22 protein-coding genes and 1 tRNA gene are annotated in these 22,700 nt (G+C 44.3%); 13 read left to right on the top strand and 10 right to left on the bottom strand.

Annotated features, from left to right (window positions below):
- Nucleotides 1–64 precede the first annotated feature (64 nt).
- Nucleotides 65–361, top strand: a complete 297-nt coding sequence (locus GSF04_RS22780; RefSeq protein ID WP_249122430.1) for a hypothetical protein — start codon at nt 65–67, stop codon at nt 359–361.
- On the opposite strand, the gene GSF04_RS22775 is transcribed toward GSF04_RS22780, so the two are convergent.
- Nucleotides 358–1,971, bottom strand: a complete 1,614-nt coding sequence (locus tag GSF04_RS22775) for a LytTR family DNA-binding domain-containing protein (protein WP_211858881.1) — start codon at nt 1,969–1,971, stop codon at nt 358–360. The two genes, GSF04_RS22780 and GSF04_RS22775, sit on opposite strands and share 4 nt — an antisense overlap.
- 177 nt (nt 1,972–2,148) lie before the next feature.
- Between GSF04_RS22775 and GSF04_RS22770 the strand changes: the two genes are divergently transcribed.
- Both GSF04_RS22770 and GSF04_RS22765 read left to right on the top strand, forming a co-directional pair.
- A complete protein-coding gene (locus GSF04_RS22770; RefSeq protein WP_211858880.1) occupies nt 2,149–3,741 on the top strand; it encodes a serine hydrolase domain-containing protein in 1,593 nt (530 codons plus the stop codon).
- A gap of 381 nt (nt 3,742–4,122) precedes the next feature.
- Nucleotides 4,123–4,509 (top strand): hypothetical protein, encoded by a 387-nt coding sequence (locus GSF04_RS22765; protein ID WP_211858879.1) that lies wholly within the window; start codon nt 4,123–4,125, stop codon nt 4,507–4,509.
- Between the two features lie 71 nt (nt 4,510–4,580).
- Here the strand turns inward: GSF04_RS22765 and GSF04_RS22760 are convergent, their stop codons facing one another.
- The gene (locus GSF04_RS22760; RefSeq protein WP_211858878.1) at nt 4,581–5,471 is read right to left on the bottom strand and encodes a hypothetical protein; all 891 of its coding nucleotides are present in this window, start codon (nt 5,469–5,471) and stop codon (nt 4,581–4,583) included.
- A 410-nt stretch (nt 5,472–5,881) separates the two neighbouring features.
- On the opposite strand from GSF04_RS22760, the gene GSF04_RS22755 reads away from it, so the two are divergent.
- The 3 genes from GSF04_RS22755 to GSF04_RS22745 are packed head-to-tail and all read left to right on the top strand — an operon-like array spanning nt 5,882 to nt 8,014.
- A complete protein-coding gene (locus GSF04_RS22755) occupies nt 5,882–7,054 on the top strand; it encodes an RNA ligase RtcB family protein (RefSeq protein WP_211858877.1) in 1,173 nt (390 codons plus the stop codon).
- Nucleotides 7,051–7,695: a peptide chain release factor H gene (prfH, locus tag GSF04_RS22750; RefSeq protein WP_211858876.1), complete on the top strand. Its 645-nt coding sequence runs from the start codon at nt 7,051–7,053 to the stop codon at nt 7,693–7,695. The genes GSF04_RS22755 and prfH overlap by 4 nt, the downstream gene beginning before the upstream one ends.
- On the top strand, nt 7,685–8,014 hold the full coding sequence (locus GSF04_RS22745) for a phosphotyrosine protein phosphatase (RefSeq protein ID WP_211858875.1): 330 nt from the start codon (nt 7,685–7,687) through the stop codon (nt 8,012–8,014). Before prfH ends, GSF04_RS22745 begins: the two co-directional genes overlap by 11 nt.
- A 160-nt stretch (nt 8,015–8,174) precedes the next feature.
- On the opposite strand, the gene GSF04_RS22740 is transcribed toward GSF04_RS22745, so the two are convergent.
- The 5 genes from GSF04_RS22740 to GSF04_RS22720 all read right to left on the bottom strand — a co-directional run bounded on the left by GSF04_RS22740 (nt 8,175) and on the right by GSF04_RS22720 (nt 12,760).
- Nucleotides 8,175–8,981: a nucleotidyltransferase domain-containing protein gene (locus GSF04_RS22740; RefSeq protein ID WP_211858874.1), complete on the bottom strand. Its 807-nt coding sequence runs from the start codon at nt 8,979–8,981 to the stop codon at nt 8,175–8,177.
- Entirely contained in the window at nt 8,981–10,018 is a 1,038-nt protein-coding gene (gene rtcA, locus GSF04_RS22735; protein WP_211858873.1) for an RNA 3'-terminal phosphate cyclase, read from the bottom strand. Before rtcA ends, GSF04_RS22740 begins: the two co-directional genes overlap by 1 nt.
- Nucleotides 10,019–10,027: 9 nt before the next feature.
- The gene (locus tag GSF04_RS22730; RefSeq protein ID WP_211858872.1) at nt 10,028–11,254 is read right to left on the bottom strand and encodes an RtcB family protein; all 1,227 of its coding nucleotides are present in this window, start codon (nt 11,252–11,254) and stop codon (nt 10,028–10,030) included.
- A gap of 38 nt (nt 11,255–11,292) precedes the next feature.
- On the bottom strand, nt 11,293–12,447 hold the full coding sequence (locus tag GSF04_RS22725) for a slipin family protein (protein ID WP_211858871.1): 1,155 nt from the start codon (nt 12,445–12,447) through the stop codon (nt 11,293–11,295).
- Nucleotides 12,448–12,689: 242 nt separating this feature from the next.
- Nucleotides 12,690–12,760, bottom strand: a tRNA-Arg gene (locus GSF04_RS22720).
- A 250-nt stretch (nt 12,761–13,010) separates the two neighbouring features.
- On the opposite strand from GSF04_RS22720, the gene rtcR reads away from it, so the two are divergent.
- Nucleotides 13,011–14,612: an RNA repair transcriptional activator RtcR gene (rtcR, locus tag GSF04_RS22715; protein ID WP_249122509.1), complete on the top strand. Its 1,602-nt coding sequence runs from the start codon at nt 13,011–13,013 to the stop codon at nt 14,610–14,612.
- A gap of 57 nt (nt 14,613–14,669) precedes the next feature.
- On the opposite strand, the gene GSF04_RS22710 is transcribed toward rtcR, so the two are convergent.
- Together GSF04_RS22710 and GSF04_RS22705 are read right to left on the bottom strand one after the other, a co-directional pair.
- Entirely contained in the window at nt 14,670–14,969 is a 300-nt protein-coding gene (locus GSF04_RS22710) for an antibiotic biosynthesis monooxygenase (protein WP_211858869.1), read from the bottom strand.
- Nucleotides 14,950–15,180 carry a DUF2798 domain-containing protein gene (locus tag GSF04_RS22705; RefSeq protein ID WP_010606951.1) on the bottom strand — a complete coding sequence of 77 codons (231 nt, stop codon included), beginning with the start codon at nt 15,178–15,180 and terminating at the stop codon, nt 14,950–14,952. The genes GSF04_RS22710 and GSF04_RS22705 overlap by 20 nt, the downstream gene beginning before the upstream one ends.
- An 89-nt stretch (nt 15,181–15,269) precedes the next feature.
- Between GSF04_RS22705 and GSF04_RS22700 the strand changes: the two genes are divergently transcribed.
- Nucleotides 15,270–16,127, top strand: coding sequence for a LysR family transcriptional regulator (locus tag GSF04_RS22700; protein WP_211858868.1), 858 nt, complete (start codon nt 15,270–15,272; stop codon nt 16,125–16,127).
- A 20-nt stretch (nt 16,128–16,147) separates the two neighbouring features.
- Here GSF04_RS22700 and GSF04_RS22695 read toward each other — a convergent pair whose 3' ends face one another.
- Nucleotides 16,148–16,849: an NUDIX domain-containing protein gene (locus GSF04_RS22695; protein WP_010376576.1), complete on the bottom strand. Its 702-nt coding sequence runs from the start codon at nt 16,847–16,849 to the stop codon at nt 16,148–16,150.
- Nucleotides 16,850–17,027: 178 nt separating this feature from the next.
- Between GSF04_RS22695 and prs the strand changes: the two genes are divergently transcribed.
- The 5 genes from prs to GSF04_RS22670 all read left to right on the top strand — a co-directional run bounded on the left by prs (nt 17,028) and on the right by GSF04_RS22670 (nt 22,634).
- Complete coding sequence (gene prs / locus GSF04_RS22690; protein WP_211858867.1) at nt 17,028–17,882, top strand: ribose-phosphate diphosphokinase; 855 nt, start codon at nt 17,028–17,030, stop codon at nt 17,880–17,882.
- Between the two features lie 11 nt (nt 17,883–17,893).
- Nucleotides 17,894–19,489: a nicotinate phosphoribosyltransferase gene (locus GSF04_RS22685; protein ID WP_211858866.1), complete on the top strand. Its 1,596-nt coding sequence runs from the start codon at nt 17,894–17,896 to the stop codon at nt 19,487–19,489.
- 113 nt (nt 19,490–19,602) lie between these two features.
- Nucleotides 19,603–20,298, top strand: a complete 696-nt coding sequence (locus GSF04_RS22680; RefSeq protein ID WP_211858865.1) for a response regulator transcription factor — start codon at nt 19,603–19,605, stop codon at nt 20,296–20,298.
- Entirely contained in the window at nt 20,295–21,674 is a 1,380-nt protein-coding gene (locus GSF04_RS22675) for a HAMP domain-containing sensor histidine kinase (protein ID WP_211858864.1), read from the top strand. Before GSF04_RS22680 ends, GSF04_RS22675 begins: the two co-directional genes overlap by 4 nt.
- A 66-nt stretch (nt 21,675–21,740) precedes the next feature.
- Nucleotides 21,741–22,634, top strand: coding sequence for a retropepsin-like aspartic protease (locus GSF04_RS22670; RefSeq protein ID WP_211858863.1), 894 nt, complete (start codon nt 21,741–21,743; stop codon nt 22,632–22,634).
- Nucleotides 22,635–22,700: the final 66 nt, after the last annotated feature.

Below are 22,700 nucleotides of genomic sequence, written 5' to 3'. Positions count from 1 at the left end.
AGGTGCTTGCATCACACTTTCACTCTAGCTATGCTGAAATTTCAATCAGTTATAGCGGTATATTATGTCTAGGAAGATTGGCCATACTGAGGCGCAATATCGTAAGTGGATTAAAGAGGGGCGTGGTACAGGCGAGTATCAGGATTACAAGCCGTGGCTAACGGTGTACGATGCACCATCTGATGGCCGTGTACATCGAGTCTTTGGTTATAAATCTAAGCGAACCCACCATTTATTATCCGATCTTGAACTATCCATGTTCTATTTGCTCGAGTGGCGGCAGGATGTGCTGCAAGTCAAAGAGCAGTTTCCGCTTGAGCGTGAAATAACGCTAGAGTTAGCCGAATCTGCAGGTATCTAACCTAATGCATCACGAACTTTGGGCATGATCCTGCGACTAACTGGAACTTCGTCACCTGTCGATAAATGTAAAATACCGGTTCCTGATGCGCTTCTGGATAATGATGTTATGAACTGGGTATTTACTATGTACGAGCGATGAACCCGTAAAAAAGTGGTTGGAAGTGTACTTTCAAGTTCAGACAAGCTGTTGTGGTGCAATACACTTCCCCTATTATTAATAACCAGCTCAACATAATCTCTTGCCCCCTTACAAAAACAAATTTCTTCGCAAGATATAAAGTCTGTTTTTCCAGCATGGCTGATTTTTATTTTAGATGGTTGCTCCCGCTCTTTCTGTTCGTCCAATATGCGCTGTAATCGATCTGCCCGATCTTGCTCAAACCGCTTTTTTCCCTGTTCTTTCTTATAATCGATAGCATGTTGAGCAAAAAAGAAGACGAAAAGCAATGCAATGCAATAGTAGTAGTAAATATCTAAAAACTGGTTTGGGCTACTAACAGTCAATAAAACAAATGCAAACAGTGCTATGCTATGTGGCAGCGCGTTGTGGGCTTTCTTTATCGCGGCATACCCGGTAATTAATGTGCCTATTCCCACTGGGAGCAGTACTGATGCAAGCGTTTTTGATTCCAAGTGATCCAGTAACAAGACAAGTATGAGGGTCGTTACACAACCAACGGTTAAGGCTGTTTTTCCCCTTTGTGTTAAAAAGCGTTTACATACATAACTCAATAAAAAGAATGAAACCATTAAGCTTGAGCAAAGAATAGTTAGCATCCTGATCCCATTGTATGGGTAACTGTAATCAAACAACCCGCGTGATACTTCAGCAATTAATTGGATAACTGCGAAAAGTGATGCAATAGGGATGAATAGATTGTGTTTGGTATTATTACTTTGGAAGGCTAATACAGATGAATAGATAAAACCGAGAATTAAAATACCAAACGGAATAAACACGGGTAGGTAGTGGTTTGCAAGGTAGTCCTTAGGCGTTTGATAATCGGTGATAAGCAACCTTTGTATAGGCGGATCAATTTGTAATAGCCTGTTATGTGAAGATAGCTCAATGACTAAAGCATTGTGTTGTTTTATAAGGAGGCTGTCAGGTAAATAGAAACTCTTATCTATGCGGCCGGCAACTTCATTTTTTGCTTCCTCAGCTGGCGAGCCATTGCGGCCGATTTTTACTCCATTAAGATAAACCGTCGTAGATGCTTCGGCTGACAGAACCAGTCCAAGAGGGCGCTCCCTAGGTTGCCCTGCGTTTGCCACGTCGAAATGAACTTGTATCCAAACTAATGATTGCTTTGGGTTGACCTGATTGATTGACACTGCTCTACAGTTTTCGACTTTTGTCAGTCTTCCCTGTGTATTTTTAGATACATCCTGACAGACAGATACTGATGAGATATGAACGGGAGAGGTTGAGGTGGCGTTTACCATTATTGAATAAAATAGACTTATCACCACACAAAAACGTAAAACGTGGCCTGCACAAATTGAACTATGTCTGGAAAAAAGACAGGTGACACCCTGAAAAAAACCTACCGTTAGCATAAAAAAACCGACCGTTAGCATAAAAAAGCGAGCAAAAAGGAATTTCATAGATATATTCAAACCCACATTCTATATAACTTTCAGACACATGACAGCACAACCACTGCGGTCTGCACATTTATTAAAAGGAAAAGCAGTTTTATGAAGCTTTTAAGGTGTTTATTTTTATTGTTTGCTTTGTTTTCAGTTGCGGCATCAGCAAAACAACCTGTTAATTTTGCGAACGTGGACTTTGAAGCATTACTCAAGCAGCACAATTTGCCCGGGCTAAGTGTTGCGGTAGTGGAGAATTACGAAGTGGCATTTATCGGCTCATATGGAAAAAAGGAACGTGGTGCTGGAGAGTACATAAATCAGCATACCGCTTTTGGCGCAGCTTCTATTTCAAAAGTGATAACTGCCATCATTGCAACTCAATTATCGGAACAAAACAGACTGAACTTAGACGTGCCTGTAAACAATTACCTGCGGAGGTGGAAACTCCCTGAAAACAAATATACAACCCAACAACCCGTTACGTTGCGCCACTTGCTCAGTCATAGCGGTGGGGTGAATCAAAGCGGATATTCTGCTTATTTTACGGGAGATGACATACCTACTCTGGTTGAAAGTTTAAACGGTAAAAAGTTAAAGAAGCCTGCGGACCCTATTACTGTTCAATCCTCTCCTGGAAGCCGCTTTAGTTATAGCGGAGGCGGTTTTGTTATTGCGCAGATGGTTATTGAGGATGTGGTAGGGCAACCCATAGCTCAGATAGCTCAGAATATGCTTTTTAAGCCAATTGAAATGACCAATAGCACCTTGCAGCAGTACGGTAGTCCAAATTTCCCAAAGAATGTGGCTAAAGCGCACAATTTTGACGGTACACTTGCGGGTGGGACTGGGCTTCCTATCTATCCGCAAGTAGCTGCTGCGGGGATGTGGACGACTCCGACAGATATGGCAAAACTGATTATTGATTTTCAACGTGCTTTACGACACCAGTCTGGAACAGTAATTTCACCAAGAGTTGCAAGAGAAACAACTAAAATTCAGACACTAAAAAAGGCAGGTGGATGGGGATTAGGTTGGATGAGGTATATGGCTGACGGAAACCTCGAATGGTTTTCTCATTCAGGCTACGGAGCGGGGTTTGGCGGACAAGTGATGGCGACAATGGAGGGAGGGAAAGCAATTATCATTTTTGGCAACGGAGCACACAAAAGCCGTATCCCTGTTATTGAATCCGTAATTAGCTCCATAATTAGTGAGCGCAACTGGGGACGAGCAATCAATGGCTCTAAAATGGCGTCAAATAAATCTCAGCATGCGGATATGGTGGGGCATTATTACAATATCAATAGAGGCTTTTTTTCGCCGTTTAATGAAATAGTTACCGTCTTTGTAAAAAATGGAAGGTTACTTTTAGATAACTCATTTGGCACTAGGATGCCATACGAACTCTTACCAACAGAGAATGGCCGTTATCGAATAGATCAGTTTGTTAGTGCAGAGATTGGTTTGTACAAAGGTAATCTCGCATTTTTTCACAAAGATGCTGACCAACCTGCAACTGCGCTTACACGCATTACCAAGGACATCCAACCTCCTTTTTTGCATGCTAGGAACAGTGGATATAAAGTAGGCTTAAATGCGTATAAAAGCTGGGTCGCAGTATACCCGAATACGCTATTAACGCGAACAGCGACGTTTGAAAGGCTTGCAACTTATGCCCGAGACGAAGGGCGAAAACAAGAAGCGATAACGTTTTATCAGTTAGGTTTACACTTCCACCCTGATAACGAGACTTTCCAAGCAGGGCTGAGTGCATTGAAGTGAACAAACAGCACTGACAGCCACTATTATTTGCTTACCATGGTTATGACAGTTCCGACTTAGCATTGCACAAAATTGTTCATTATTCGTATCAAAAGCGCTTCTAAAATAAGGTAGCTGTTGGTGTTTGATCATTTCTAGACACTAAAACTAGTGTATCGCGCACGGCAACGGGGAATACTGTGCCCCGGGCTATTAATGCGGTAATGGTGTCTGCGTGTGCTTGTTCAAATTGAATCTTAAACTAACTACGTGGCGTGTTAAAAAACATTTAAACTTGTTTTGTTTTATTTAAAATTGTTATGTGTTAGGTTTTCAATGCCTTAAATTTCAAGGGCTTTTCTAATAAATGAACTTAATAAATGTATAAAGGAATAATATACAATGAAAGTATTGAACAAAGTTTTGGGTGCAACCGTTTTAGCGCTAGGTGTATCTGCAGGGTCGGCTTCTGCTGCTGAAGTAAAAATCACAGAAGTAGATTATGGTAGTGTGATCATCCAAACTGCTGATGTTGTGTTAAACCACAGCCAAGCAGGCACTTTCTCTATGAATGTGAGCGAAAACCATTTAACTGTAAATGCTCAAGACTCTAATGGACGTAAGTTCCGCTGCGTAATGAATGGCACTTCAAGCTACAGCGATCCTGCTATTCTTGAAAGAGTAACGAACATCGCAGCGACTATCTCAGAAGGTGATAGAGTACAAATTGAGGTGCAAAAAAATGTATTACCTCAAGTTTGTCATGTTAAAAAAATGCTAAGCTTCTAAGCTTTGCTATTTCGCAATGGAAAGTGTGTACACCTTCCATTGCTTTAAGCACTTCTATTTAGCTAGCTTGACTACGCAGTGATAAAAGCTTGGGCAAGATCATGGTGATCATCTCTTTCTAAGCAATCGATAACTTGTTGTTCTACTTGAGTAACTAAGTTACTGCGCTTTAGTTCGATAAAGGCATCGGTAAAACTGTCGTTATATTCTTCCCAGCCGCCACAATATGCATTGGCTTCACCGAAAATGGACTTAAATTGATAGGTGATAAGAAAATATTCCCCCGATTCTTGCCATTCTGTTGTGGATTCGATTACTTGACGACCATTCGCTTTCTTCACAAATAAGCGAAACAGTTCAGGTTTGAGAAAGTAGCCGTAGTGGCAGGTATCTAAACACGCAGTATAGTCGTTTTCGGTTAGCTGACTTAAATCGAGTTCTGGGTCTTTAAGTAACTTTTCTAAACAATTCGCGCCATATTCACACTTATCAAGGCGACAAACAATTTCGCACATCAGCGCAAAGTAGTCTGTGACAGACATTTTGCCTGCTTTGCGTAGTTCCATAAAAGAGGGGGCTACGGTGCGCTCAAAAAACTCAATGTCGAACTCTGAGCGATTCGCCGTCATTTCCATCAAAAAGTAGTCGGCGAATGGAAAATCAATGCTAAGTTCTAGGCAATGACGACAGGCCGTTTCGATATCGTCTGGGTGGTGATGATCAACTAATTCTCCCATACAAATATCGAGCTCTATCGTACTCAACTCATCACCCATCAAGTCGGCATACTGGATAATTTGTGCTTTCGTGAGTGCTGCGGTGACATCCAAATAACTTTCAAACAGGGTTTCCGATAAGGTTTCTACCTTTGCCTTATCTTGTTGAGATAAAGCTTGTTTTAAGGCGTCGAGGCGAGTTGGAGTATCCTCGTTGTACCAACCTCCAAAATAGAATTGCGTCATATTTGTTTTCCTTAATCGATAATAGTCGCAGGAGTGAGTGATTAAGCGCTTGTTGCTGAATATCTAGCTACTATCCTTGCCTTGTTTAGGTTAATATCACAAGTTGCAATTCTATCATTCAGCGCACAGGCAATCCAAGGTTGCATTACGTTCCCAAACTGTTTACACTTGCCGCGATTCTAACCATTCATTCACTGTAGAGGAGAAAAAACATGACACAAACAACTTTATCCTTTGCAGGTCTTTCTCTGTAATTCGCGAGCGCGAATAAATATTTCCTAGCTTGCGAAAGCTGTATTTAGCGATTTTATGTTGCCTATGTAACCTAACATTTGATTGCTATAACTAAGCCATTCTAGACCTGCCAATACACAATTATTTTTAAACCTCATTGAAAGGTATTGGTAACTATGGGCAGATCCGTCCAACAAATTTCTGATCGCGTGTGTCTATTTGCATCTCAAGACACTTGGATTGAAGGCGCTGCGATCCAACAACTTACAAAAACCGCTGAACTAGCCAGTATGCATCGTGTTGCAGGTATGCCTGACTTGCACCCAGGACGTGGTTATCCGATCGGCGCGGCATTTTTTAGCCTAGATAGGCTGTATCCCGCGTTAGTCGGAAACGATATTGGCTGTGGCATGGCGCTGTGGCAGACCACTACAAAGGTTGCCAAAGTTAATTTGGATAAGTTTGCTAAACGGCTAGAAGATATCGAGCAACCGCTCGATGTCAGTTGGCAAGAGACGATTCAAGCTGAAATGACATACCGTGATATTTCAGCTGGATTATTTGAAAGTGCACTGGGTACGATTGGTGGCGGTAATCATTTCGCCGAGTTTCAAGCGGTGGAACGTGTTTACAATGAAGCCGCGTTTACTGCGCTTGGCCTTGATAAAAAGTATTTACAGCTGCTGGTTCACTCAGGCTCGCGTGGGCTGGGGCAAGCCATTTTAGTCGACCATGTTGCGCGTTTTAATCATGATGGTTTGGTGGCTGAAGCGGCTCAAGGTAGTGAAAGTTCACGCTATTTGGCACGCCATGATGAAGCGGTGCGCTGGGCTGAGTTAAACCGCTTTTTGATTGCAAAAAGATTTCTCGCAGCCATTCGTAGCGATGGTGAATGTACGCTAGATGTTAATCACAACCTCGTGTGCCCAAAAGTGATTGATGGCCGCGCTGGTTGGCTGCACCGTAAAGGTGCGACCCCAAGTGACAAAGGTGCTGTCGTGATCCCCGGCTCACGAGGTGACTATAGCTATGTGGTTCAGCCTGTAAACAATGCGCCTGCGTTAACGGCCAGTTTATATTCTTTGGCTCATGGTGCTGGTCGAAAGTGGAAGCGAGGTGACTGCCAAAGCCGCTTGAGTCACAAATATAAACGCGAAGACCTTTATCGCACAGCATTGGGGAGTCGTGTGATCTGTGGCAATAAGGAGTTGCTGTACGATGAAGCGCCGCAGGCTTATAAAAAGTGTGAAACCATTGTCAGTGATTTGGTTGACGCTGGATTGATAGAAGTGGTTGCAATATTGCGTCCGGTGCTGACATTTAAAACCAACGGGAGCTGTTCGTCATGATCTTGTTGCAACTTTCAGCCGGTCAAGGCCCAGCAGAGTGCGGGAAAGCCGTTGCATTGGCGCTCAACTTAGTCGATAAACAAGCTAAAGCAATAGGCGCAGAATGTACTGTGTTAGCGCAAGAAATGCATGAATACAAAGGCTGCATGAAATCCGTATTGCTACAGCTTTCGAGTGACGCAAAAGCGCTTGCCGAGTATTGGCATGGCCCGCAGTTGTGGGTGTGCCAGAGCCCATTTCGTGCCAAACATAAACGGAAAAATTGGTTCTTTAGCGGCAGCATGGCCGAGATAGATGAAGTCGCAATGGCATCCGATATTCGCTATCAAACTTGTCGCGCGTCAGGAGCTGGTGGGCAGCATGTTAATACCACAGACTCAGCGGTACGAGCGACGCATATAGCATCAGGATTGAGTGTGCGAGTGGAGAGTGAGCGTAGTCAGCACGCCAATAAGCGCGTTGCAAAGGCGTTATTGCTACAGAAATTGGCCGCGCAGGCAGATGCTGAGGAAATGGCTCGTGATAAAGCAAGGTGGCAGCAGCATCAGGCGCTACAACGCGGTAATCCTAAAAATACTTTTAAAGGAAACCAGTTCAGCCCAACGCTGCCATTTAATAAAGGCACTCCGCATGACAACTAATGTGTTATTCATCTGTAGTCGCAACCAGTGGCGCAGTCCAACCGCTGAGCGTATCTGGAAAAATCATCCGGGTATTAGCGTGAGATCAGCAGGCACAAGCCCAAGAGCACGTCGCAGCGTAAATGCGAGTGATATTGAGTGGGCCGATACTATTTTAGTCATGGAAGAAAAACATAAATCGCGGCTGCGTGCACAATACGCCAATCTATTGCGCTATAAAAATGTTCAAGTGTTGGATATTCCTGACGAATATCAATTTATGGATGACGAGTTAGTGACGCTACTACAAGACAGCGTCGCGAGTATCTTAGTGATTTAATCCAGCCCATTTTGGGTGTTAATAAGGTTGTAGGGAAGAGGATAGAGCAATGTAATTCCATCGGGAACAAGCAATTGAGAACACAATAAGTCGTTTTGTCGCGATTAAAAGGCTGGCAGCGTGGGTAAAGCTTGAACCCCATGCCTGACAGCCTGAGCAGCTATGAGCTAATGGTGCTTTTAAATAGTGCATTAAGCTCGCGGTAATCGGCTTTCATTTGTTTCTCTTTAGCTCGGTAATCTGCAAGGCGGTTGAGTTCAGACTCGATAAATTGGTTTATTACAGGCACAGTTGGAATGACTTGTTTCTCTAAGCTTACTTTTTTCTGTTCAAGTAGGTCAGCAATTGCATCATTTAGCGCCGTATTATCTGCAATTAGTTGGCGTAATGTCTCAAATTCTATAGGTGCTGGTGTGGCATATTTTTCTAGCCACATAATGGCTAACAAAGGCCTAAGAACATAAAAGTACTTTTTTAGCGGTACGGTTTCTCTCTTTAAGTATTCGCGATAGTTACCTTGCGCCATATGTAAATAGTGATAAATACCGCTATTTGGAGACATAATTTGAGGCATTAACTGTTTTGCTTTTGCCGAGAATACGCCATCATCAACATAAACGATAGGTGATTGTAACCACTCAATAAAAGCAGGGTTTGACTTTCTAAAAAGCTTTAATGCCTTTCTTACATCCCAGCCATTAATATCAATCTCATCAACAATAGGGTATTCAATGACATCACGTTTTTCTTCTACATCAAGGGTGAGATACCACTCTTTTGTATGCGCATAAATAAACCGCACGTCGTAATCACTATTTGGGCTGGCAAAACCCCAGGCGCGGCTGCCTGATTCAACGGCATACAATACCTTTACACCATGCTCTTGTTCTGCGGCACGGATCCGTTTAAGTATTTCTGCTTTGATATCGGCTGCTATTGGTTCTAGCTCACTGTTATTTGTCATCATTAATTTCCTACCACGCTAATATCCCATTGTGTTTCTGTGCGCTGAGTTACTGCAAATTTAACGTCCATAAACAACTGAATTACATCAATATTGGTTAGCGTGTGCAAGCTTGGTTTGGTGGTGGTGAACTGGCCGCTGTACGCTAAAGCCATAGGTAGCAATAACTGATCTGCTAAGTGTTCTTCCACCGCGGCTTCTGATTTTAAAAACTGCTTCACTTCGGCTGCGCAACGTTTGGCAACGCGTTCGGCTGACACGCCATATTCGCCTTGCTGCTCAAACAAACTGGTGTGCGAGCCTTGGTCGATCATCAGCTGTAGCGAGTTGCCCGGTCCCGGTGTGACTGCGCTTACGACGGTTGTTTTTGCGCCAAACCAATTGAGCTCCTTTTTTGCTTTAGTCACTTCTCGCTCGCCAATATGTTCAGGTAACTTACTGACTAAAGCGGTGATTGCACATTGTTCAGCGGTAATCTGGCTGCTACTCGCCGAGAGCTCTGGAAGCGCGTTGAGTGCCTTGGTTGGGTGTATCGTCAATGTCCATTTTCCTCCACCTGCTGGATAAAACCCAAGCTTTTCAGTCTCAATTTGGCAATCAATACCCATCTTTTTTAAGATTGGTAAATAAGAGCGCGTTAAAAAGCATAAAGAAGGAGACATGCCGTTGTGCGTCCCACCTTCAAAGATGACATGAGACTGCTCAGAAGCCATTGCCAATACGGGTAAAATGGTCTGGCAAACCAATACGGTGCTACCAGCCGTACCTATGGCAAAGCGATAGTTCCCTGCTTTTATTTTACCAGGGGTGAAGCGAATGCGCGCAGAGCCAAGCGCTGCACCTTCTATTTTTGCATTACAGATCTGCTGTGCGGCCAGTACACAAGTAAGGTGTTGGCGTAGTAAGCCGGGTTTATTGCGATTGGCTCTAATGTTTATCAGCTCAATTGGCTGATCGGTTAAAATCGATAGGGTTAAGGCGGTGCGTAATACTTGTCCGCCTCCTTCTCCTTGTGCGCCATCTATAACTAAATATGACATGTTCAAAACTTATCCTTTTACGCACACAATTTGTTTCAGTGTGTGTACTACTTCTACTAAATCTTGTTGTGCCGCCATGACCTTTTCAATGTCTTTATACGCATGAGGGATTTCGTCAATAACGGCTTCATCTTTGCGGCATTCTACCCCAGCAGTTGCAGCGATTTGATCTTTCACGTTAAATACTTTTTTGGCTTTAGTGCGCGACATGATGCGCCCTGCGCCATGGCTACAACTATTAAAGCTGTCGGGGTTGCCAAGTCCTCTTACAATAAATGAACGTGCACCCATGCTGCCTGGAATGATCCCCATTTCGCCTTTTTGTGCACGTACTGCGCCTTTGCGCGTGACGTAGCAGTCTTTACCAAAATGGTGCTCGCGAGAGATATAATTATGGTGGCAGTTCACGGCCATTTCTGCGGTTGTAAATGGCGTTGAGATCTGCGACCTTAAAGCTTTTATCGCGTTAAACATCATGATTTCACGATTTTTAGCGGCAAAGTCCTGCGCCCATTCAACCGCTTCAACGTAATCATCAAAGTAGTCACTTCCTTCTTTTAGATAGGCCAAGTCCATATCTGGAAGGTGAATTTGATGACGTTGCATTTCCTTCTTAGCCAGCTCTATAAAGTAGGTGCCAATTCGATTACCAACGCCTCGGCTGCCTGAGTGCAGCATAATCCACACTGCATTATGCTCATCCAAGCAAAGCTCTAGAAAGTGGTTGCCTGTTCCCATTGTACCAAGATGGTTCACATGATTACTTTTTTTGATAGCGGGATGCTTGGCGCAAATTTTCTCAAATCTTAATACTAGCTTTTGCCATTCAGAGGTAACAATGTCAGGGATGTTATGCCAGGCTCCTCGGTCACGCTTTCCACGTTTTCCTCCGGTACGACCATGTGGCACAGCCGCTTCAAATGCATGGCGAATACTAGCCAAATTATCTGGTAGCTGGTTGGCTGTGAGTGATGTCTTGGTGGCAACCATGCCGCAGCCAATATCCACGCCCACCGCTGCGGGGATCACTGCATCTACCGATGGGATCACGCTACCAATCGTTGCGCCTTTGCCCATATGCACATCAGGCATTACCGCAATATGCGAATGGATCAACGGCAAGCTGGCAATATTATTAAGCTGTTGCTGCGCCTCTATTTCAAAAGGTACGCCTTGCGTCCATGCCTTAATGGGCGCGTCCCCATCATTGTGGATGGTATTGTAGTTACTACACATATTTGCTCCTTATGCTATCGTTATTTTTCTTTTTATCGTTAGACAATTTTGACTGTGTTATTCATCAAACCTTCTAAGCCCCCGTAGACGGTTAGGTTTTCGATTTTGTCTGCAACCTTTTCTAATGCCTCAAGCTCCTTCAAGCGCAGTAATGTTGGGTTGTTTTCCATCACTTTTGCGGTGTTATGCAGGCTCCGTGTCGCTGCGGTTTCTTCTCGCCTTTTAATGACATTAGCTTCAGCTGCTTTCTGCGCTTCAACCACTTGATTTAAAATGGCTTTAATTTCTCCAGGCAGAATAATGTCTTTCACGCCGACGCTTTGTAAAGATACGCCAATGCCTGCCAGTGACGCAGTCACAAGTTCTCTCACGGTTTCATTGATATATAACTTATCCAATAAGATATCATCCAATGATTTGGTTCCTACGGCTTCACGCAAGGCCAATTGCAGCGTTTTATATATGTACTCGTCGACTTTCTCCACGCTTTGGGCGAGCAACTCGGCATCTTCAATTTTGATCCCAGCGGTTAAATTTATTCGCAAACTCACGCGGTCTTTGCTCAAAATTTCTTGGCCAGATATTTCCAGTAGTTGTGCTCGGGTATCAAACGATTTTAACGTGATGCTGTGGTTAAATTGCCAAAATGCGTGTTGTCCAGGTGCTAAGCGTCTAACAAAGCGGCCATCAACATAGAGTAATCCCACATGTTCTGCGGCCACGCTGACATCGGCAATGGGTTTCATCGCAACGGTACGATCACTTCTAATTAATCTTGAGGCTGTGTTTGCACCCGCTCGGTTGATTAAAAATAGTATGCGTTCATTGAGCTCTATTTGACTATCAATAGCGATCCGCTCAAGCCGTATTTCACCAGCATCTTGCCACAAATACAGGTGCTCACTCGGTGCCACAATGCCGCGTAGCAAATCATCAATGTATAACAGGCCGACTTCATTACTATTTAATTTCCAGTGGCTTATGTGTTCCTGAAGTATTGGGTTATTACGGTATAAACGCTCCGCATTTGGCTCAGAAAAATACAAGCCGTTAATATCAAAAGTGCGAAACGAAAGGGTATTTTGCACATCCCAAAAAGCATGTTTGCCTGGTATTAACACCTGTGTTAATTGCTGCTCTTTGAATACAAAAGTTCTTTCGTTCTCTTTGACCGTAATTGTTTTTCTTAACATATTAGTTTTCCTTTATGTTTTGTTAGTAAGGGTCGCTGGCTTGAGTGGTAACGGCGCCATGTTTAGTGATTGGAAGTGGCGTCCTGCCTATGCCAATCCGGCGACATGTTGCGGTTATCAGTCAGCGGCCATGACGGCTTACTAGCAATATGTATTTACGTATATTTATGAGTTTTTGGGTGGGATTCGAACCCACAACAAGCGAAGTAATGTTCACGGCTCTACCATTGAGCTACCAAGGTTTAAGATGGGATTTGAACCCATGACCGACGAAATCGTGTTTCGTTGCTCTACCAGACTGAGCTACTTAAATTATTGTGTGGTTAGGCATACGCAGTCACAGTGTTCAGCGCACCGGAGTGAGGATTGAATCACTTCCACATAACCAGACAGCCTATAGATATCAAGCTATGTGCCAATAACGAGGATTAATTAAAAATAAACTAATAACATTTTGAATTTATTGGTTTATTTTCTATTTTTGGTGATGGTTTATGAAAATGGTGGAGATTTGAAAAGTATCTAAATATAATCATTAGGATATATAATATATCTATATGGATATGATTTTGAAAAAGACAGTAGCAGTAAGTTTGATTGGTACTCAGCTCGATTTTGTTGGTAAGCGAGTGGATAGGTGGGCGCGTTGGCGGCCCAATGTAAGCCTATGTAGCCAACCTGATCTGGTCATTGATGAATTGCATTTATTACACGACAATCACAGTACACGGCTGGCCAACAATGTGGCCGTTGATATTGAAAGTGTGTCGCCAGAGTCGACAGTCACATTGCACAACCTCAACTTCAGTAACCCGTGGGACTTTGAGGAGGTGTATGCCAAACTTTTTGATTGGTGCCAAGCTCAAGCATTCGATACCGACAACTGTGAGTACCTGTTTCATATCACCACAGGTACTCATGTGGTACAGATCTGCAGCTTTTTATTGACTGAGAGCCGTCATTTTCCTGGCCGCTTGGTGCAAACCTCTCCCGACAACAGCAATAAAAACAAATCCGTTGGGCAAGTTCAAATAATCGATTTAGACCTATCCAAATACGACCAGCTAGCTACTCGATTCGACAGTGAGCACCTAGAGGGTAAAGCATTTTTAAAAGGTGGGATCCAAACTAAAAATGAGGCATTTAACCAGCTGATCACCCAAGTTGAAAAGGTGGCGATACGCGCTAAAGATCCCATGTTGCTAACAGGACCTACTGGTGCAGGGAAAAGCCAGTTGGCAACACGTATTTTTCAATTAAAGAAAAAGCGGGCGATGCTGGCCGGAGGACTTGTTTCGGTAAATTGCGCTACGCTCAAGGGCGAAAATGCCATGGCAGCATTGTTTGGTCATACCAAAGGTGCGTTCACAGGGGCACAACAAGCGCGAGACGGGTATTTACGCACTGCTAACCAAGGCGTGTTGTTTTTAGATGAAATCGGTGAGTTAGGTCTTGAAGAGCAGGCCATGCTATTGCATGCAATAGAAAATAAGTCGTTTCACCCAGTCGGTAGCGATCAACCCGTAACCAGTGACTTTCAGTTAATCGCAGGAACCAATCGCGACTTGTTTAAAGAGGTCTGCAAAGGTCGATTTCGAGAAGACTTGCTCGCACGGATCAACCTATGGACGTATCGATTACCAGCGTTAAGAGACCGCAAGGAAGATATTCCGGCTAATATAGATTACGAGATAGATCTGTACGCGCAAAAAATGGGTGAAAGGGTGCGCTTTAATAAAGAAGCAAAAACGTTATTTGAACGTTTTGCCTTGTCGGAGCGAGCCTTGTGGTCAGGCAACTTTCGTGATTTAAGTTCGGCTATCACGCGTTTATGCACTTTGGCGGATTCCTCTCGGATAGCGGTTAGCGACGTACAGGAAGAAATTCAACGACTTGAGCAAAATTGGTATGCAGGAGAGCAAGTTTCGGGAGATAAAATCCTAGATAGGTATTTATCCAAAACACAACTTGCCGATTTGGATACGTTTGATATAAACCAGTTAAATTATGTGCTTACTATCTGTGCTCGCCACTCCAGTATGGCGGCTGCAGGCAGAGAGTTGTTTAATGTGAGCCGCACCAAAAAGTCACAGGTGAATGACTCCACAAGACTGCAAAAATATCTCGCTAAATTTGGTTTAAGTTGGCGTCAAATACATAGTTAACGCTGAGCGCTTCTATCATTGCTTGTGAAGAAGCGCTTAACTTGTTAAAAGTGCAAATTAAAGCGGTTTGATGGCAATAATATCCACCGCTTTTGCCAACCATCCTTGATACAGTGTAAATACCCGTTTGGTGTAAGCTTGCTGGTGATGAAAATCGAACGCGGCTTGATCGATGAAGCGCTCAACTAAGGTAAGCTGGGTGCGGTTTTCACTTTCATAAAGTTCAAAGCGTAAACATCCGACTTCTGCTCGAGTGGCTGGCAAGATCTCTTGGATTGCGGAAATACAATCTTGATAGTGCTCGGTTTTAGGTGTGATATGGGCGATAAAGTTGACGTTATTGTGGCTGTTGGCCATGGTATTTCTCCATAATGCGTTTAGTAACGGCGGTAACTGGGGCTGATAAAACATAGGCGGCGATGAACGAGGCCGGCCAAGCGTTGGCAAAGGCATGCGCCCATCGCGTAGTAAAGTCCGCCACTAATCCCAAATTGATGTACGTAACCCATCCAGACACCATAAACGACAGGCACAATGACAGCAGTAATGTAAAAATGAGTTTTTGCATGTTTCCTCCTCTGGCTGTTGGTATGATTGTAGGGAATTGCCAGCCGATCAGAATGGCAAAAATGGAAAGCTAAGATTGCGGAGATAACCATGCTAGATGACTTACGACTCTTTGTTGAGGTAAGCCGCCGAGGAAGTTTTGCCAAGGCGGCAGAAGACCTTGGCATAGGCGCGCCGACCTTATCTAAGCGGATGTTAGCGCTGGAGGAGAAACTCGGTTATCCGCTCTTACTGCGTAGCGCCAGAGGACTTACATTAACGAATCATGGTCAGGCGGTGGTGGATAAAATGGCGGAGTCTTTGCTCGCCTTGCAAGCGCAAAGTGAGGCGCTATCAACACTAGAAGCGTCCACTTTCCATCTGTTATGTCCGCAAAACTTAATGATTGGTCCTTTGTATAATGCGCTGCAATCGTTTCAGGCCCAGCATCCTGAGATCCAATTGCATGTGGAGCCTGCCAATAGTGTGGCCTTACTCAGCCAAAAGCGGTTTGATTTAACCGTCCGAGTTGGGGAGCTGGATGATTCAAGCGTCTATCAAAAGCGGCTGGGGCAAATTGCGGTAAGAGCGGTGGTCGCCAAGGAAATTGCGACTACACAAACCCTGTTTTTGCCCTTTAAAGCATCGCAACTGCCTGCAACTGATGCGTGGCGAGCACTGCTGGCACAGTTTAGTCACGTCTCTTATGTGGGTGATATTACCTTAGTGCGTAAATTGGTAGGCTCGGCTAACGGTGCTGGCGTATTGCCGATGACAGAAATTGCAGCGTTGGCAGCGCAACCTCAAACCGCATTTAGCTATATCGGTGACTGCCAATTTATACGCAGCATCTACGCGCTTTGGCCAAATCAACGAACTCCACCGACTTACACCAGAGATTTTATTGAGTTACTGCAAATGCGGTGTCAGGAGCTTGATTATCTGCAAGGGGCAGTGATAGCTCTGTAAAGAACACCGCACAACCGCATTTATCCTAAGCTCAGATTGCGCTCAAAATGCACGATATCGACATCAGGCTTTAGCTTATAGAGCTGTGCTAAACGTCCGCCTGACTTGACCTTTTCATCCAGTGCTTCAAACATGTTTGAGGCTTCGATGCGTCTTACCAAGCTCTTGCGCTGAATGGGTTTGGCGATAATGGCTTCGATGGCGGTTTTGAGTTGCCCAATGGTAAATTGATCAGGCAAACAATAAACCGGGATCATGGAATATAACGCCTTTTGCTGCAGCCTTGCCTTGGCCTTTTCAATAATATGCTTATGGTCAAAAGCCACAGCAAGATCTGGGATCTCGCTAAGATCCACCCATCTCACATCATCTACCGAGTCTATTTGCGTTGCCACTTGCTGAGGTGAAATCAAGGCGTAATAAACCAAGGTGACACTAAAGCCTCGCGGATCACGGTTGATCCCAGAAAAGGCCTGAAGTTGCTCTAGATATTGTGGGGCAACACTGGTTTTCTCTTTGATCTTACGCAGTGCGCTCATATCCGTGTTGTCATCCAGCTCAACATCAACAAACCCTCCTGGTAATCCCCAGCGGCCTTTAAAGGGAGCGTTAGCGCGTTTCACCAGCAGCACTTTTAAGCTGTCCTGCAAAATTGTAAATAACACGCTGTCTACCGTGAACAGTGGGTTTTGGTATTGGGTTAAATCGTAATCAGGGCTCATGATATTTTTAGTTTGTGTCTTTTAGACACAATAAACAATTGTAGTCAGTATGGCAAATATACTGAACATCCTTATGTTAAAAATAAACATTAAATGTCTTTTAGACATAAAGTTGTTGATTGATCAAAAAATGTTTGATACCTTATTTGTGTCTTAGGGACATTATTAAGGAAAGGTTATGAAAGTCACGAGTTATGAATTCTCTGGAAACAAAAAAGATGTTCAATATGAAGCATTTACCTTCTCTGGTGGGGAAGAGCATATTCGTTTCAAAGCATTTGATTTCCGTGATTGCGAAAAAGTTCAAATCACAGCCAGAGTGACCAATTCTTCTCATATCATGAGTTTACTGATGGCGGTGGATGCATTGAAGCGACTTTGTTTGGCGCGGACGCCAATAGAATTAGTGTTACCCTATTTCCCCTACGCGCGCCAAGACAGAGTATGCGTAACGGGTGAGGCGCTAGGTGCAAAAGTGATGGCGTCACTTATCAATCAACTGGCGCTAGACAAAGTCACCGTGTGGGATGCACATAGCGACGTTGTACCGGCACTCCTTGAGCGAGTGGAGAATGTTGAGCAAACGACATTGATATCTCAGTGCCCGGCTTTACAGCGACAGTTGCAGTGCGGTGCACTCAGTTTAGTTTCACCAGACGCTGGAGCGAGTAAAAAAACACTGAAAATTGCGCAGCATTTTGGTGGTGAGGTTGAGGTTATCCAAGCACAAAAAGTACGAAATCTTAAAACGGGTGAAATTGTACAAACGCAAGTACTTGGTGAGGTAAAAGGTAAAGATTTATTGATCGTTGATGATATTTGCGATGGTGGCAGAACTTTCACCGAACTTGCTAAGGTACTAAAAGCACAAGGCGCTAACTCAATTGCGCTTTACGTAACACACGGTATTTTCTCTCAAGGATTAGACGTTTTTAGTGGGCTGATCGATACCATTTACACGACTAATTCGTGCCGTGATAAAGGCGACTTGTTCGAACACCACGATGTGCAACTCAACATGATTGAATTATAAGGAATATAGCCATGACAATTACCGCAGCAAGTATGCAAAAAGACGTGTATAAAGAATTTCACAGCCGCGCTTATCACCCTGAAGTGACAGAGGTTTATGCAAACTTTACCTCGCGCAGCGGCAAACTAAGCAATGTTGCAAATAACGATAAAGTGGCTTTTGTGGGGCTGCAGTATTTTATCAAAAGTTACTTACAAGAAGAGTGGCAAGACTTTTTCGCAGCAGACAAGCATACCGCCGTGGCAAATCATAGACGGATCATGACAGCAATGTTGGGCTATCCGGTGGATGTGGGTTATCTCGAGGCGCTACACGACTTAGGCTATTTACCGCTGAGGATTAAAGCGCTGCCAGAAGGGACTTTAGTGCCGTATCAGGTGCCGCCCATCACTGTGGTCAATACCAAGCCTGGATTTGAGTGGCTAACCAATATGATTGAGACGGTATTAAGCTGCGAAAACTGGCCAATCCAAACGAGCACTACCACCTCAGTTGCATATTTAAAAGTGTTCCGAGAGTTTGCTCAAAAAACCGGTTTACCTCAGGAGATCGTGCCGTTTCAGGGTCATGATTTTAGTTTTCGCGGCATGTTTGGTAAGCACGCTGCGGCTATGAGTGGTTTTGGTCACCTCGCATCCGGCCTTGTAGGGACGGATACTATCCCTGCGGTACTATTTGCTGAAAAGTACTATGGTGCAGATGTCGACAAAGAGCTGGTTGGCTGCTCAGTAGATGCAACCGAGCACTCTGTAACCTGTTCTTGGATCCAAGAAGGTGAAATCGAGTTTTTCCAATATTTGATGCGTGAGCAGTCACCGACTGGGATCCTCAGTGTGGTCTCTGATACTTGGGATTTTTGGAAGCTAGTCACCGAGTATTTACCAGAATTAAAAGCAGAGATCATGGCGCGTGATGGCACTGTGGTGATCCGTCCAGACTCCGGAGATCCGGTGAAAATCCTGACTGGGTATTGTGTCTCACCAGTATCAGAATATAGCGAGTTGGTTGACTCTCAGCAGCAAGCGCAAGAAATGGCAATGACAGATGGCTTTGAAGCGTATCGTTGGCAGGGAAATTACTATTCAGTTGAACCACACCCAACGCAGCTGCAGGAGTGTGAAGTAAAAGGACTGATTGAATGTCTCTGGGATACCTTTGGTGGCACTGTGACTGATAAAGGCTTTAAATTGCTAGATGAGCATATTGGCGCAATATATGGCGATGCAATTACCCTTGAGCGTCAGCGTCAAATTCTACAGCGACTGATGGACAAAGGATTTGCGTCCAAAGTGGTGCTTGGCATTGGCTCATACAGCTACCAATATGTCACTCGCGATACCCATGGCTCTGCGGTAAAAGCAACTAGTGTGGTTAAAAACAACCAGCGTGTGGCAATTTTTAAAGAGCCAAAAACCGACAGCAAAAAGCGCTCAGCAAAGGGACTGCTGAAAGTAGAACGCGTAAACGGTGAGTTGATCTGCGAGGACAATGTGACCGAGGAAGAAGAAAAGCAAGGCTTGTTGGAAGTGGTTTTTGAAGATGGAGAGTTACTAAAAGAAACCACCTTGGGTGAGATCAGAGCTTTGATCAGCGCGCAAATTAGTTAGATTTCATTGTTGTTCTCATTGTCTTTTGGTCGCGATAGGTTCCAGCCATCGCGACTTTTGTGCTTCACAATTGTCCATCTAATAATTACAATCAGGACAAAAAGCGCCTCCCTATGTCTGACCAATATACTGTTTTATATGTAGAAGATGACCCAAGCAGTGCTGAGATCTTACGTTTATATCTGGCACAAGCGGATATGCAGGTTGTCCATTTCGATAACGCCCCAGATGCCCATAGGGCACTGCAAAACCTAACATTTCAACTTGCTATTTTAGATGTCATGCTACCCGGCGGTGATGGCCGTGAGCTACTAAAAGAAGCCGTTGCGCGCAACATTCCTACCATTATGGTGACCGCCAAAGTGTCTGAAACTGATCGTCTTGAGGGGTTTGAGCTTGGTGCGGACGATTATGTATGTAAGCCTTATAGCCCACGAGAAGTGATCTCTCGAGCAAAGGCACTATGTAAACGTAGCTATCGTGGTCAGCAGAGTGCCGCTTTGTTGTTTGATGGCTTAAGTATCAACCTTGAGAGCAAATCGGTGACGGTAACACGGCAAACACCAGCGTTAACGGCGGTGGAGTTCGAGTTATTACTGACCATGGCCAAGCAGCCGCAACAAGTATTTAGCCGGGCGCAATTAATTGAACAAGTATGGGGAAGTGATGCGCCTATTACGGATCGGGCAGTCGATACTCATTTGGCTAACTTGCGTAAAAAACTAGGTGACAGTAAGGCTGAGCCCAAGTTTATCGCCACTCGTTACGGGCAAGGCTATCAATTTATCGCGCGTAAGGTGTCTTCATGAAGCTAAAAACCAAGTTTACCTTACTTGTGGCGCTTTGTACCTTTGCGCTACTCGGGAGCTTTTATCAACTATCTAAAAACTCAGCCGAGCGCACTTTTTTAGCATTTAATAAGCAAAGTGCGGTAACGTTTGGTCATTCATTGCTTGATGATGACTTAGTGGAAGAAGCATTGGCTGACAACACCTTCGCGAGCCCAGAAGCGACGTTAACGTTTTTAGCATCAACCTTTCCTGAGCAGCTATTTATTTGGCGAGATGCTAACTCAACAGCGAATGTAAAGATCCTCAACTCCGATCTCACCATAGACTATGAGCAGGTCAAATCCGGTCATCAATTTTCTATCCATCACCCCGGTGTTGCGGCGTTTGTGGTGCAATTTAATGAGGCGCAATATGTGTTATCACCACAGGGTGAGTTGTTTTGGTTGCCTAAGGTGTTGCTAGATAGGTCGTTTGAAAAGGAAGCGCTGCAGCAAGCTATGCTGGATGATTTTATGCTTACTTTGGTCATCTTATCGATTATTGCTGCATTACTTGCTTGGTTGGGGTCGTGGTACTTTTTGTCGCCACTTAAACAGCTCAAACGTAGCTTTAAGGCGATAGAGTCGGGCGAGTTAGACACCCGCTTAGCGCTAAAACGCCATGATGAAGTGGGTGAAATCATCAGTAGTTTCAATAATCTTGCGGCTTGGCTACAAGGTTTGCATCAGCAATATAAACAAATGAACTCCGACTTATCTCACGAACTTAGAACACCACTTAACGGCATTCGTTCGCGCTTGGAGGCGATGGAAGACGGTATAGTCCCGATGGATAAGGCTCAGTTAGCGGTGATCAGCCAAGACCTTCACAACGTTAACCGTATTATCGACGACCTGTGTTTGTTGTCATTAACCGAGTCAAAGCAGCTGACGTTGTCATCAACACGAGTAAATCTCTCTGATCTGTTAACATCGACCTTAGTGCGTTACCAAGCACAGGCCAAAGCGCGAGGCGTGAAATTGGACGCAGATATTCAAGAAGATGTGAGCGTGACGCTTGATGCCGGAAGAGTCAGACAGATAGTGGTGAACTTATTAGATAATGCTTTTAAATATGGCGCTGATGGTGGCGTTGTGACCTTAAAGCTCAGTTATCAAGATAATGAACTGGTGATTACGGTTGCTGACTGCGGCCAAGGTATGTCGCCTAATCAACTCGATCAGGTGTTTGAGCGCTTTTACCGTGCGCAGGGGTCGCGCCACGATACATCCAGTTTGGGGCTCGGCTTACCAATTAGCCGTCAACTTGCCGAGTTGATGGGCGCGACATTGACCGCGACCAGTACTGAAAATCAAGGCGCAAGCTTTTCACTTCGGTTTTCTCGACTAACTTGATAATTGCTTGACAATTGCTCGGCATAGTTAGCTCAACAACGACATCAACAGTTTGAGAGCAAGAATATGAGAGCAATTATTTTATCAGCATTGGCATGTACCACCGTTGGCTGTGGGATCACCGCGTCTACCGCGTCTACCGCGTCTACCGCGCCACAATCACTCACTTTACCGATGAAGTACACCGAGAAAGGTCATGCCTATGTGATGGCAACGCTTAACCATACGGTTACCCATCCTATGATTTTAGATAGTGCTGCGAATGTTGGTATTTTACCGGTTAATCTGAAAGCAGCACTTGCCTTGCCAGAAGATAAGCTAAGCAAAATGGACGTACAAGGCGCAAGTGGTAGCTCAGAGCTAGTATTGGCAACGATAGACCACACCAGCGTCGGCCACTTAGCAGCAGAGTCGCTTCCATATGTATTTAAAGATATGACCCGCTTAGATGTGGAAGGCGTCTTGCCTGGAATTTTGGGGCATGGATACATGTCGCAATATTGTAATGTGTTTGATTTTAAAAATAATGAGCTGAGTTTGTATCAAGGGGCTTGCCCAAGTAGTGTGACACAAGGCTTGGAGAGTGAAAGTTTTAAAATAGATAACAATTTCATCAAGCTGACAGCAAGTTTTAATGGCGAAGAGGTAGACGCCGTGCTTGATACCGGCGCTCCAACCAACTACATCAACTCACATTTGGCCAATAAACTAACATTAACGCTGGGCGAAGAAGACATCAGCCGCGGGTTAAACGACCAAGCAACTAAAAAGGTGGCCATAGGATCACTGCGCTTTAGCTTAGGAGGCAAGGAAATCATCAATACCGAAAGTCACTTATCGGATATGCCAGTGTTTGAGGTGCTTGGATATAAAGACGAGCCGTTTATCCTGCTGGGTTTAAGTAATTTCAACGACGATAAGCTAATTATCGACTACGCAAAGAACAAAATTTACTTTTAATCCCAACGCTGCTGGCTTGACCCGACCAGTCAGTAGCTAATTAAATTTCATATTAATTTAGACAGT

The organism is Pseudoalteromonas sp. A22 (assembly GCF_018141345.1).
GTDB lineage: Bacteria > Pseudomonadota > Gammaproteobacteria > Enterobacterales > Alteromonadaceae > Pseudoalteromonas > Pseudoalteromonas maricaloris.
Note: the sequence above shows the minus strand (reverse complement) of the source record. Positions and strands in the feature narration are given on the sequence as shown.